This is a genomic window from Fictibacillus tiangongensis (genome assembly GCF_048083785.1).
Classification (GTDB): Bacteria; Bacillota; Bacilli; order Bacillales; family Fictibacillaceae; genus Fictibacillus.
The window spans coordinates 2,518,117-2,531,629 of record NZ_CP182294.1 but is presented as its reverse complement, the minus strand read 5'-3'; the positions used below and the strand labels follow the sequence as shown (position 1 = coordinate 2,531,629).

Here is a 13,513-nt window from a genome sequence, read left to right as displayed (position 1 = left end):
AATTGGAAGTATGATATGATATTATTTGCTTTGGAGTGGTGCAGTATTCTAGTCAGCCCCCCATTCCTGAAGGCGGGCCTAAAAATCCGCCAAAGGGCACATCGATGAAGTTCCTTGTATTGGCTTGAGGCGCCCAGCCTTGGGTCATCGCTGGGAGTTAAGGTTGAAGGGCGATCCACAATGGCATGTGGGCGAGGACCCTTCTTCCGCGGAGGCCCCCATATTTGCGGTTTGTGTTCAAAAGACCTTACTGCGAAATGGGGTTTGAACCTGCTTAGCTTTTTTTCTTGTTCACAGGAAAAGAAGGCGAGCAGCGTAGCCTGCCTTGAGTGGAGCTTGAGGGGATTATGGTGTGAAAAGCCTGTATCGGTTGGCCGCTGATTATGAGCTTTATACCATATGAAATCTTCTCTGCAAAAGAGGCTAGGGAATGTGCGCGAGGCTGTTGAGGAAAACTCCTAGACTGTTCTGCCCTGACACCTTTTAGGGATTATAGTGCGGACTAAGTGGTAATCTAGTCTAACGTTTGGCGACAGCGTTAAGAAGAGAGTAAAGGGAAACCGCGAACATGGCGACATTTCGTACTCTTCTGGGAAAACCTACTGGACCTAAGCCGCAGTCTTTACTTAATAAGGTGACCACTCCCTATTACATAAAGTGACCAAAAAGTGAGGAGTTATGCATGAAGCATTCCTTTACTAAGACACTCAAATGGAGTACAAGCATTGCCGTTATCACTCTTGTGTTAGCGGCTATTTTTACAGTTGTATCGTCTTTTTTGTTAAATGGAGTTTCGTGGGCGATAGGGATGGGAATCGTGTTTCTAATCGTATTAACCGGGGTTCTGTTTGACATAGTAGGGGTAGCATCAACTGCTGCGAAAGAAGTTCCGTTTCATGCGATGGCTTCTGAGAAGGTACCTGGAGCAAGACATGCTATAATCATTACAAGAAACGCAGATCGTGTAGCGAATTTTTGTAACGATGTTATTGGAGACATCTCTGGAATCGTTAGCGGAACGGCATCTGCTGCAGTAGTAGTAGAACTTACACTTTCTATGGGGAACAGATCTGGATCAAACTCTGAGTATTTGATCTCAATCGTATTCACCAGTGTAGTTGCTGCACTTACTGTAGGAGGCAAAGCGCTAGGAAAATCATATGCGATCAACCACTCAACCTTTATTATTTTTCAGGTTGGGCGTTTATTATATTTTTTAGAGGAAAAATTAAGAATTAAACTGCTATCGCCTGCTAAAAGAGAGAAGAAAAGGCGTTAATGGAAAGAGAGGCATATTCCATGAACCTGGAAGAAATTCAAGATCCTCAGTTTTTAAAAACGTATGAAACTGAACAATTAAATAAATTAGCTGCCGAAATTCGTTCTTTTCTAATTGAAAAACTTTCAGTTAGAGGAGGCCATCTTGGGCCTAATCTTGGCGTTGTAGAGCTAACGCTAGCTATGCATAAAGTCTTTGACAGTCCTAAAGACAAGTTTATTTGGGATGTTGGTCATCAAGCCTATGTGCATAAGATTCTTACGGGAAGAGCATCGCAGTTTGATACACTTCGACAGTATAAGGGTCTCTGTGGATTTCCAAAGAGAATTGAAAGCGAACATGATGTTTGGGAAACGGGACACAGCTCTACATCACTTTCTGCAGCAATGGGTATGGCGATCGCTAGAGACCTTAAGAAAACAGACGATAAAGTTCTTGCGGTCATTGGTGATGGTGCATTAACGGGCGGTATGGCTTTAGAAGCGCTGAACCATATCGGTCATGAAAAGAAAGACTTAATCGTTGTTCTTAACGACAACGAGATGTCTATCGCTCCAAATGTTGGAGCTCTTCATAACGTTTTAGGACGCATGAGAACAGCTAGAAAATACAATAAAGCAAAAGATGAGCTAGAATCATTGATCCGTAAGATACCTGCTTTTGGCGGTAAATTGGCTGCTACAGCTGAACGTGTTAAAGACAGCTTAAAATATCTGTTAGTATCAGGAATGTTTTTTGAGGAGCTAGGCTACACCTATTTAGGACCAGTAGATGGTCATGATGTAGATGACTTGATCGAGAATCTAACATATGCCAAAAAGACGAAAGGACCGGTAATCATCCACGTTCTTACGAAAAAAGGCAAAGGGTATGAACCGGCTGAAAGTGATAAAAAGGATAGCTGGCATGGCGTTGGTCCTTATAAGATTGAATCAGGTGAGCAGATCAAACCGCAGCAGGTCGGACCATCTTACAGCGGAGTGGTCAGTAAAACACTTGAGACGCTCTCACATAAAGATGATCGAATTGCAGTGATAACGCCTGCCATGACGATAGGCTCTAAACTTACTGATTACGGAAAAGCGTTTCCTGATCGTCTGTTTGACGTTGGTATTGCTGAACAGCATGCCACAACGATGGCAGCTGGACTTGCTACTCAGAATATGAAACCAGTCCTATCGATCTATTCTACGTTCTTGCAGCGAGGTTACGACCAAGTAGTTCATGATGTAGCCAGACAGAACTTGAATGTTGTTTTCACAATAGATCGATCTGGTCTCGTTGGTGCTGATGGAGAAACGCACCAAGGTGTATTTGATATTGCTTTCTTGCGTCATATTCCAAACATGGTATTGATGATGGGGAAAGATGAGAATGAGCTTCAGCATATGGTATACTCTGCTCTTAAATATGAAGATGGTCCGATTGCGATCAGATTCCCTAGAGGCAACGGTTTTGGAGTTCCGATGGATGAAGAGTTTGAGAACATTCCAATTGGTTCATGGGAAGTGCTGAAAGATGGAGATGACGTTGCGATTCTAACGTTTGGAACGACGATTCCAATGGCTCTTGAAGCTTGGGAGATTCTCGCCAAATCAGGTGTCTCAGCACGCGTGATCAATGCTCGTTTTATCAAACCGCTTGACTCAAAAATGCTCAAAGAGCTTTATTCGGAAAACATGCCTATCTTAACGTTAGAAGAGGCTGTTCTTCAAGGCGGTTTTGGAAGTGCGGTATTAGAGCATGCAGCTGACCATCAGGCAAATGTGATCATTGATCGTATGGGTATACCAGATTGCTTCATCGAGCATGGAAGTGTGACAAAACTTTTAGAAGAGATCGGAATTACAACACCTGATCTTGTTGAGCGAGTGAGAGCGCTTGTTAAAAGAAAGGCAGAAAAGGGTCTTCTTACATGAAAAAAGAACGGGTAGATGTACTGCTTGTCAATCGAGGACTTTGTGAAACGAGGGAGAAAGCCAAACGATCTGTTATGGCGGGCCTCGTATACTCAGGAACGAACCGGATGGATAAGCCAGGAGAAAAGATAGAACAAGATGCGCCTCTTCAAGTTAAAGGAGATGTTATCCCTTATGTTGGAAGAGGCGGGCTTAAGCTTGAAAAGGCACTTAAAATCTTTGATTTTGAAGTTAAAGAAAAGATAGGAATGGATATTGGGGCTTCAACAGGTGGCTTTACTGACTGTGCCTTACAAAATGGTGCTTCCTATATATATGCGATCGATGTAGGCTACAATCAACTCGCTTGGAAGCTGAGAAACGATTCTAGGGTCGCAGTGATGGAAAGAACAAACTTTAGATATGTAACTCCTGATCAGCTTCAACAGGGGATTCCTCACTTTGCAACGATCGACGTTTCATTCATTTCGCTACGAATCATTCTTCCTGTGCTGACTCAGCTTATGCCAACTGGAGATGTGATCGCTTTGATCAAGCCTCAGTTTGAAGCAGGGCGTGAAGAAGTCGGGAAAAAGGGAATTGTTAGAGATCCGAAAGTTCATAAACGTGTGATTGAAGAGATTACGGATTTTGCCCGCAAAACAGGGATTAATCCTGTTGCGTTGTCCTTCTCACCTATAACGGGTGGGGATGGAAATATCGAGTTTTTAATGCATGGAAAAGTAAATAGTGAGGACTGCATGACGATAACTTCAGAAAATATTGAAGAAGTTGTGAAGTCTGCTCATGAAACATTAAAGAAAGAGCGAGAATAATATTTCTCGCTCTTTTCATCATTTCACTAATGAAAAATTTACATCCTATGCACAATAGTATAAGATAAAGGCAGAATGTGACAGTGTAAATTGAGGTGGAATCACGAGTGAATAAAGGACAACGACATATTAAAATACGTGAAATGATCAGCAATCATGATATTGAAACACAAGACGACTTAGTGGAACTGCTCAAGAAAGCCAACTTTAATGTAACGCAAGCAACAGTTTCACGTGATATTAAAGAACTGCATCTTGTGAAAGTGCCGATGAACGATGGTCGCTATAAATACAGTCTTCCGGCTGACCAAAGGTTCAATCCACTGCAGAAGTTAAAAAGGACACTGACTGACAGCTTTATAAGTATTGATTATGCAGATCACCTGATTATCATGAAAACACTTCCTGGTAATGCAAATGCCATTGGAGCGTTAATTGATAAGCTGGATTGGGAAGATTTAATGGGAACGATCTGTGGCGATGATACAATTTTAATTATTTGTCGTTCTAAAGAAGTTAGTGCAGATGTTTCGCAGCGATTTTTAGATATGCTGTAATTTTTAAAATAAGGTGTGATGTAATTGCTGGCAGAATTAAGTATTCGTAATTTTGCTATTATTGATTCTCTAAGTGTTTCTTTCAGTAAAGGGTTAACCGTATTAACAGGGGAAACCGGTGCAGGAAAGTCCATCATCATCGATGCGATCGGACTTCTGATTGGTGGCCGCGGCTCTACGGAATTTGTACGCTATGGTACTCAAAAAGCGGAAATCGAAGGGTTGTTTCATATTCATCCAGGTCATCGTGTATATGATAAATGTGAGGAATTTGGAATTGCGATTTCAGATGAAGATGAGATGGTCGTGCTTAAAAGGGATATAACGGAGAACGGAAAAAGCATTTGCAGAGTAAACGGAAAGCTTGTTACGCTGTCTGTTCTTAAGGAGATTGGACAGGCCTTAGTTGATATTCATGGGCAGCATGAAACGCAATATTTAATGCAGCCTGACAAGCATCTTTTTTTACTCGATAGTTTTGGTGATAAAGATTTTAAACAAGAGCTAATTTCGTACGAATCAACATTTAGGGACTACAAAGAAATCAACAAACAGCTTTCAGAGCTCTCTAGAAACGAACAAGAGATCGCGCAGAGAATAGACTTGCTCGAATATCAGTACCAAGAGATAGCGGGCAGCAACCTCATTCCTGATGAGGATGTTAAGCTTGAGGAAGAAAAAAGAATGCTCTCGAATTTTGAAAGAATTCATGGCTCTCTTCAGGATGCTTACCATAATCTTTATGGTGAAGGAAAAGCGCTTGAACTTGTATCTAGTGCGCTAGCTGATTTTTCGCAGGTCGCAGCACTTGATGAATCTTTAAAAGCGGACGAAGAGCAATTTGGAAACAGCTTTTATGTACTTGAAGAGCTTACATATAAGATTCGGGATATGTTTGATTCATTAGAATACAACCCGGAAAGGCTTAACAGCATCGAATCACGTCTTGATGAACTAAGTAAGCTTAAACGCAAATATGGTTCTTCAGTAAAAGAAATGATCGATTATAGTGAAAAGATTAAAAAAGAGTTAGAACTCATTCAGAACAAAGATAATCATATTGAAGAACTCAAGAAAAAGCAGGATAAGCTCATTGCCAAACTTGAGGTATCAGGTAAAAAACTGACTAAGCGGAGAACGGAGACCGCTAAAGTCTTAAAGAACAGCATTCAGCAGCAGCTTAAAGAGCTTTATATGGAAAAAACTAAATTTGAAGTCGTAATGAAGCGGATTGAGGATAATCAGTTTTTAAGAACTGGACTGGATTCTGTAGAATTTTATATTTCTCCGAATCCTGGAGAACCGCTTAAACCACTATCGAAAGTAGCATCTGGCGGGGAGCTTTCCAGAATTATTCTAGCATTGAAAACCATCTTTTCTGAAAACCAAGGAATTACCGCCATTATTTTTGATGAAGTAGATACAGGAGTCTCTGGACGAGTCGCTCAAGCGATAGCAGAAAAGATCTATAAAGTTTCTGTAGGTTCACAAGTACTTTGTATTTCTCACCTTCCACAAGTTGCAGCGATGTCTGACACGCATCTTCATATCTCTAAAGATACACTTCAAGGAAGAACGGTTACAAAGGTCCTAACATTAAAAACGGATGAAAAAGTAAATGAGATAGGCAGAATGATCTCGGGTGTTGAGATTACTGACCTTACGAGGCAGCATGCTCAAGAATTATTAGAGCTTGCTGCCTCAATCAAAAAGACATCATAAAACTTTATTCATGAAAAAGCTATCCATTTAAGGAATAGCTTTTTCTTGTTTCTAGGTTATAAACTCATGGTCCGTAGGCTAAATTAAAGGTACAGCCATGGTGAGGGTGTGAGCTAGGAGCGAGGAGAGTGTATGATGTATAAGGATTTACTTCGGCGAATGATCGGCGTTATTCTCCTTGGAAGTTTAGTGGGAATCGGTTTTTTGTCTCCTGTGCGTGAGTATGCAGCACTGCCAGAATCGATTACCTTTTTTGAAGGACAACATGTCTTACAAGCCCTTCCTGTTGGAACAAACATGAAGCAGGAAGAAACAAACATTTATACGACCGCAATGGAAAGCGAACATAAAGTTTCGATACAAGCCAAAACAAACGGTGATAGCATGGCAACTCTCGAAGCAGCAAGTTTTCCCATAAAGAAGATGAATGTAAAAGTTTTATCTGATCTTAAAGTTGTACCTGGTGGACAATCGATAGGAGTGAAATTAAATACTCTAGGGGTATTGATTGTGGGACATCACCTCGTAAATACAACTGCAGGAAAACAATCTCCAGGTGAAATTGCCGATATTCAAGTAGGAGATATTATTACCAAAATTAACGGAAAAAATATTAAAAAAATGGGAGATGTAAGCCCATTTGTTAAAAAATCTGGGGAAACATCAAATCCTTTAGATGTAACCATCATTCGAGATGGAAAAACGTTTCATAAGATACTTACTCCTCTGCAGGACAAGAATGATCAGTCTTATCGCATCGGACTTTATATTCGCGACTCAGCAGCGGGCGTAGGAACACTTACTTTTTTTGATCCAGCGTCATTTAAATATGGGGCACTCGGTCATGTTATTTCAGATATGGATACTAAGAAGCCAATCAAGGTAAACAATGGTGAAATCCTGGGATCTACCGTAACATCTATCGAAAAAGGATCTAACGGTCATCCGGGAGAAAAGCTGGCGCGTTTTTCCAACGACCAAAGAGTTTTAGGGGACATTTCAAAAAATAGCCCTTTTGGGATTTTTGGAAAGTTAAACGAGGAATTATCGAATGGGGACTGGAATAAACCGTTGCCAATCGCCTTATCACATCAGGTAAAAGAAGGTCCAGCGAAGATACTGACTGTCGTTAACGGGTCGAAGGTTCGAGAGTTCGATGTTGATGTCGTAAGCTCTGTTCCTCAAAAGTTTCCGGCTACAAAGGGAATGGTCATTAAGATTACAGATCCCGAGCTTTTAAAAATTACCGGTGGAATCGTTCAGGGGATGAGTGGCAGCCCAATCATTCAGAACGGCAGAATTATCGGAGCAGTCACACACGTGTTTGTAAATGACCCGACCTCGGGCTATGGTGTTCATATCGAGTGGATGCTTGATGAAGCTGGAGTAAATATCTATAAAGATGCAAAACAAGCGAGTTAACATTTTTAAAACCGGTTGAGAAGAGATCTCACCGGTTTTTTTATTTTTAACACATATAAGTTGAATTGAGTGCTGGTTTTGTTTTTTAGATAATTTAGACAATCTCATGAAAATTTTGTATAATGAGGGATATAAAGAAAATTCGACAAAAACACTTTTGAAAATATAATAACTGTCGAAATTCAAAGTAAATTGAAGAAAACAGCTCTATCAGCTACAAAAACAAAATAATTTTAAAAAATTTAAAACAAAATAAAGGGATTTAAGATTTATTGTTGAAATGTTACATTGGGAAAAACAAGAAATTGTTGGATGGGGAGGAAATAATGGTGCAAAAAATTAAAGTTTGTCTAGCTGATGATAACCGTGAACTGATTAGTCTTTTGAGGGAGTATCTTTCAAGTCAAGATGATATGGAGGTAATTGGGGTAGCTTACAACGGTCAAGAATGTTTGTCCGTTTTAGAGAATAAAGATCCTGATGTTTTAGTTCTAGATATTATCATGCCTCATTTAGATGGATTAGCGGTGCTGGAGAAAATCAGGTCTAGCGATGATCTGCCTCAGCCGAATGTTATCATGTTAACGGCGTTTGGTCAGGAAGATGTAACGAAAAAAGCCGTAGACCTAGGTGCATCATACTTTATCTTAAAACCATTCGATATGGACAATCTAGCGAGTCAGATCCGTCAGATCTGTGGAGCAGAAAAATCAACTGTTCAGCGTGCGTCCGGAAGTAATCGAAATAATTTCCAATCTACAATTAACAATAAACCACGCAATCTGGATGCGAGTATCACAAGTATCATTCATGAGATCGGTGTTCCTGCTCATATTAAAGGATATATGTACTTAAGAGAAGCGATCTCTATGGTATACAATGATATTGAACTGTTAGGATCGATCACAAAAGTTCTGTATCCAGATATCGCTAAAAAATTCAATACCACTTCTAGTCGAGTTGAACGAGCTATACGTCATGCGATCGAAGTAGCTTGGAGCCGTGGAAACATCGACAGCATCTCATCCTTGTTCGGCTATACAGTATCCATGTCAAAAGCAAAGCCTACGGATTCAGAGTTCATCGCGATGGTCGCGGATAAGCTTCGAATTGAACATAGGGTCATGGCATAAATATTTATCTGCAAAAAATAACCATCTCTCTTAAATGAGATGGTTATTTTTTTCTGTATTTTAACTGAACTTTATTTCTTTTGCGGTCTCTATAAAAGATGAATCCGCCTACAAAAGCTAAGCCTGCTAAGAAGCTTAACAATCCTGTAATGAACTGTAACCATAAGTATGGAAACGGAAATTGTAAAACTCCAAATAACGTGTCTCTCATCCATTTTATTCCCATAACGGCCATGATTCCAGGGATTAAAACAATTACCAGTGCGGCATATCTGCTCATGAAGAATTTCACTCCTCTACTCGTCTTATTGTACATAAAGTTAAAATTAATGTCGATGCAAAATAAGTTTGCAAACCCTTTCATAGTGAGCTATGATGAGTATGTGAAAAATATTGCATGTTATAATTAAAAGGTGGGCTATTTGTTGCAAAGGATCGTATTGTTGGCAACGCAAGAAGAAATTGAATTGGTTCAAGAGATCAATCAATCCGAACTTTTTGAACTTGCAGCTATCATTCAAGAACCTCTTCAATCGCTGCCGGCCAAATTTAATGACACAACAGTTTTTACATATTCATCGGCACCAGAAGAGGTAATAGATATAATCGTTTATTCAGATTCACTTAAAGAAACGGCAGATCAGCTAAACGAAACCAAATATCCAATGTCGGGAAGATTGACTACAACACAGTTTCGGTTTTTATTAACCATATCTGATGAAACGAAAAATAAAAAAGACATCAGCCATCTGCAACAACTCAAAACAATCTTAGATAATACACATGATGGCATGATTGTGATCGATCAAGATTTAACGATCACCATATTTAACAAGAGTGCTGAGAAGATGACAGGTTTATCGAAAGAGGAAGTTGTAGGTAAATCCATTCTAGAAGTCATGCCTAATAGTCAGCTTCCAAGAGTTATGGACTCAGGCATAGAAGAAGTCAATCAAGAACAAATTTTAGCGAACGGCACTAAAATCTATACAACAAGAACACCGATCCTAAATCATGAAGGTCGAAAGCTTGGCGCTTTTGCTGTTTTTAAAGATATTACAGAGATCGTGGATCTGGCAGAAGAAGTAACGAATTTAAAAAGCATCCAAACGATGTTAAGATCGATCATCCAATCTTCTGAGGAAGCTATATCTGTAGTTGACGAAGAAGGAAAAGGAATCATGATCAATCCAGCTTATACGAGACTCACAGGATACACAGCCGAGCAAGTGATTGGAAAACCGGCAACAACCGATATATCTGAAGGTGAGAGTATACACATGCAGGTTCTAAAAACAAGAAAACCTGTGAGAGGTGCCCGATTACGAGTTGGGCCAAACCGGAAAGATGTAATTGTTAATGTTGCGCCGGTTATCGTGGATGGTCTATTAAAAGGCAGTGTAGGTGTCATTCACGATGTATCTGAAATAAAAGGACTTACAGAAGAACTCAACCGTGCAAGACAGATCATTCGGACACTTGAAGCTAAATATTCGTTTGAAGATATAATTGGATCGTCAGAAGAGATGAGTTTTGCGATCGATCAAGCTAAGCTCGCTGCTTCTACTCCTGCGACCGTTCTGCTTCGTGGTGAATCTGGAACGGGGAAAGAACTTTTTGCTCATGCGATACATAATGCGAGCAGCAGAAAGTTTAATAAATTTATACGCGTCAACTGTGCGGCGCTGTCTGAATCGTTATTAGAGAGTGAACTGTTCGGCTATGAAGAAGGAGCTTTTTCTGGTGCGTTAAGAGGCGGGAAAAGAGGGCTGTTTGAAGAGTCCAACGGCGGAAGCATCTTTTTAGATGAGGTGGGAGAGCTGTCTCAGAACACACAAGCCAAACTTTTGCGTGTTCTCCAAGAGAATGAAATCAGACGTGTTGGTGGGACTAAAGCCATTCCGATCAACGTTCGTGTGATCGCCGCAACCAATGTTAACCTTGAAAAAATGATCGCAGATGGTACGTTCAGGCAGGATTTGTACTACAGACTCAACAGGATGCCGATTTATATTCCGCCATTAAGAGCGAGAAACAATGATATTTTGCTCTTAGCATATCACCTCCTGCAGAAGCTAAATCAAGACTATGGAAGAAACATTGATTATATCAGCAAGGATGCTGAGGACTTCTTATTAGCATATCATTGGCCGGGAAATGTTAGAGAGCTTGAAAACGTATTAGGCAGAGCGATTATCCACATGAGTCATACGGATTCACAGATCAATCGAAGTCATATATCACTGTTATCTTTAGAACCATCGAAGAAAAAGGATGTTCATCTGAAAGATATGTCTGATACGACTGATAATGAAAAGAGCTTAGCTGAACAGATGGATGCGGTTGAAAAACGTATTTTGACAGAAGCTATAGAGAGGTTTCGTGGCAATAAAACGAAAACAGCTAAATCATTAGGCATTTCACTTCGGAATTTTTATTATAAATTAGAAAAATATGATCTTGACGAAAAAATGCGCAAATAATTTCATGCAAAATATTTCAAGGTATCTGCAAAATATTGCATATTCATATTGAGATATCGACTTTTATAACATTTTTTATAGTTGGCATGAAAATTGCATTGTTTATAAAACGGTTAACAAGGGGGGATAGCATGCGTTTACAAAACTTGGTGAGCCAAGCCAAAAATCAACAAGAGAAACCAGTCATCGCAGTGGCAGAAGCTGGGGATCAGGAGGTTTTGGAAAGCATACTGAAATCATACAAAGAAGGGCTCGCCCACTTTATTCTGTTTGGAAACGGTAACAAAATTTCTGACTGGTTAGAAAGAAACGCGGATGTTTCGTTAGATGGGATTAAAGTTGTTCCTACCGATACAGCTTCGGCTGCATTAAAAGCGGTAAGAGCTGTTCATGATGGAGACGCTGATATTCTAATGAAAGGGCTCATCTCAACGTCTGCTCTTTTAAAAGCAGTTTTAAATAAAGAATATGGTCTCCGTACAGGCAAAGTGCTATCACATGTCGCTGCATTCGAAGTAGAAGGATTTGAAAAATTAATCTTTGTTACGGATGCTGCCATGAACATAGAGCCTGATCTTGATCAAAAAGTTCAAATTCTGCAAAATGCTATCGATTTTGCGGTTAGAACGGGTGTGGAAGTTCCGAAAGCGGCTGTCCTTGCTGCGGTAGAGAATGTCAATCCCGCTATGCAAGCAACATTGGATGCAGCGAGCCTGATGGTTATGAACCTTAGGAATCAAATTCAAGGTGGTATCGTAGAAGGTCCTTTGGCCTTAGATAATGCCATATCAAAGGAAGCTGCAGCTCACAAAGGAATCACAGGAAGTGTTGCAGGGAATGCTGACATCCTTCTTGTTCCAAATATCGAAACAGGAAATGTATTGTATAAATCGCTGATCTACTTTGCTCGAGCAAAAGTTGGTGCAGTCATATGCGGAGCTAAAGCACCAATCGTTTTAACATCCAGAGCGGATTCAGCAGAAAGTAAATATTATTCTATCGCTTTAGCGGTAAATTCAGTCATCACTGATAATTAAAACCTAGGAGGAAAACACAATGGAAATTTTTAAATATATGGAAACTTATGATTATGAGCAAATGGTGATCTGCCAAGATAAACAATCTGGTCTAAAAGCAATTATCTGTATTCATGATACGACATTGGGTCCTGCACTTGGAGGAACAAGAATGTGGACGTATGAAACAGAAGATGCAGCGATTGAAGATGCACTCAGACTGGCTAAAGGGATGACATATAAGAACGCAGCGGCGGGATTGAATCTTGGTGGCGGTAAAACAGTAATTATCGGTGATCCAAAGAAAGACAAGAACGAAGAAATGTTCCGTGCGTTCGGTCGTTATATTCAAGGACTTAACGGTCGCTATATTACAGCAGAAGATGTGGGTACAACGGTTGAAGACATGGACCTTATCTACCAAGAAACACAGTTCGTTACGGGTGTATCACCTGCTTTCGGTTCAAGTGGTAATCCATCTCCAGTAACAGCTTACGGTGTATACCGTGGTATGAAAGCAGCAGCCATGGAAGCGTTTGGTACAGATTCTCTAGAAGGAAAAGTGATTGCTGTTCAAGGTGTTGGACATGTTGCTTATACACTATGTAAGCACCTACACGAAGAAGGCGCATCATTGATCGTTACAGATATTAATAAAGAAGCAGTACAACGTGCGGTTACAGATTTCGGAGCAAAAGCTGTTGAGATCGATGAGATCTACAGCGTTGATTGTGATATTTTTGCGCCATGTGCACTAGGAGCTATTATTAACGATGATACGATTCCACAGATCAAAGCTAGAGTTATTGCAGGGGCTGCTAACAACCAACTGAAAGAAACGCGTCACGGTGATGCGATTCATGAGATGGGAATCGTTTATGCACCAGACTATGTAATCAACGCTGGTGGAGTTATCAATGTAGCTGATGAGCTTAACGGCTACAACCGTGATCGTGCTATGAAAAAAGTAGAAACAATCTATGACAACATCGCAAGTGTTATCGAGATCTCAAAACGTGATAACATCCCGACTTACCTAGCAGCAGATCGCCTTGCAGAAGAGCGTATCGAACGCATGAGAATGTCTAGAAGTCAGTTCCTATTAAACGAAAGACATATTTTGTCTAACCGATCTCGTTAAGAGTTCGTATCAATGGAGGTTTGAAA

General features: G+C 40.2%; 11 protein-coding genes. 10 read left to right on the top strand and 1 reads right to left on the bottom strand.

The features are described 5' to 3' along the window. Positions 1–682 precede the first annotated feature (682 nt). The 7 genes from ACNJYY_RS13620 to spo0A all read left to right on the top strand — a co-directional run bounded on the left by ACNJYY_RS13620 (position 683) and on the right by spo0A (position 8,847). Entirely contained in the window at positions 683–1,279 is a 597-nt protein-coding gene (locus tag ACNJYY_RS13620; RefSeq protein ID WP_066396012.1) for a hypothetical protein, read from the top strand. Between the two features lie 20 nt (positions 1,280–1,299). Further along, positions 1,300–3,198 carry a 1-deoxy-D-xylulose-5-phosphate synthase gene (gene dxs / locus ACNJYY_RS13615; RefSeq protein WP_416728932.1) on the top strand — a complete coding sequence of 633 codons (1,899 nt, stop codon included), beginning with the start codon at positions 1,300–1,302 and terminating at the stop codon, positions 3,196–3,198. Then, on the top strand, positions 3,195–4,013 hold the full coding sequence (locus tag ACNJYY_RS13610; protein WP_416728931.1) for a TlyA family RNA methyltransferase: 819 nt from the start codon (positions 3,195–3,197) through the stop codon (positions 4,011–4,013). The genes dxs and ACNJYY_RS13610 overlap by 4 nt, the downstream gene beginning before the upstream one ends. 107 nt (positions 4,014–4,120) lie before the next feature. Then, a complete protein-coding gene (gene ahrC, locus ACNJYY_RS13605) occupies positions 4,121–4,570 on the top strand; it encodes a transcriptional regulator AhrC/ArgR (RefSeq protein WP_066396006.1) in 450 nt (149 codons plus the stop codon). 24 nt (positions 4,571–4,594) lie between these two features. Further along, positions 4,595–6,292: a DNA repair protein RecN gene (recN, locus tag ACNJYY_RS13600; RefSeq protein WP_416728930.1), complete on the top strand. Its 1,698-nt coding sequence runs from the start codon at positions 4,595–4,597 to the stop codon at positions 6,290–6,292. A gap of 135 nt (positions 6,293–6,427) precedes the next feature. Beyond that, positions 6,428–7,714, top strand: a complete 1,287-nt coding sequence (gene spoIVB, locus ACNJYY_RS13595; RefSeq protein WP_416731876.1) for a SpoIVB peptidase — start codon at positions 6,428–6,430, stop codon at positions 7,712–7,714. A 329-nt stretch (positions 7,715–8,043) separates the two neighbouring features. Then, entirely contained in the window at positions 8,044–8,847 is an 804-nt protein-coding gene (gene spo0A, locus ACNJYY_RS13590; RefSeq protein WP_416731875.1) for a sporulation transcription factor Spo0A, read from the top strand. 43 nt (positions 8,848–8,890) lie between these two features. On the opposite strand, the gene ACNJYY_RS13585 is transcribed toward spo0A, so the two are convergent. Further along, the gene (locus tag ACNJYY_RS13585; RefSeq protein WP_416728929.1) at positions 8,891–9,127 is read right to left on the bottom strand and encodes a DUF2627 domain-containing protein; all 237 of its coding nucleotides are present in this window, start codon (positions 9,125–9,127) and stop codon (positions 8,891–8,893) included. A 511-nt stretch (positions 9,128–9,638) separates the two neighbouring features. Between ACNJYY_RS13585 and ACNJYY_RS13580 the strand changes: the two genes are divergently transcribed. The 3 genes from ACNJYY_RS13580 (at position 9,639) to bcd (ending at position 13,487) form a co-directional block, all read left to right on the top strand. Then, positions 9,639–11,330 carry a sigma 54-interacting transcriptional regulator gene (locus tag ACNJYY_RS13580; protein WP_416731874.1) on the top strand — a complete coding sequence of 564 codons (1,692 nt, stop codon included), beginning with the start codon at positions 9,639–9,641 and terminating at the stop codon, positions 11,328–11,330. Between the two features lie 131 nt (positions 11,331–11,461). Continuing rightward, positions 11,462–12,367, top strand: a complete 906-nt coding sequence (gene yqiS, locus ACNJYY_RS13575) for a phosphate butyryltransferase (RefSeq protein WP_416728928.1) — start codon at positions 11,462–11,464, stop codon at positions 12,365–12,367. Positions 12,368–12,386: 19 nt separating this feature from the next. Beyond that, positions 12,387–13,487, top strand: a complete 1,101-nt coding sequence (bcd, locus tag ACNJYY_RS13570) for a branched-chain amino acid dehydrogenase (RefSeq protein ID WP_416728927.1) — start codon at positions 12,387–12,389, stop codon at positions 13,485–13,487. The last annotated feature ends 26 nt before the right edge of the window (positions 13,488–13,513 follow it).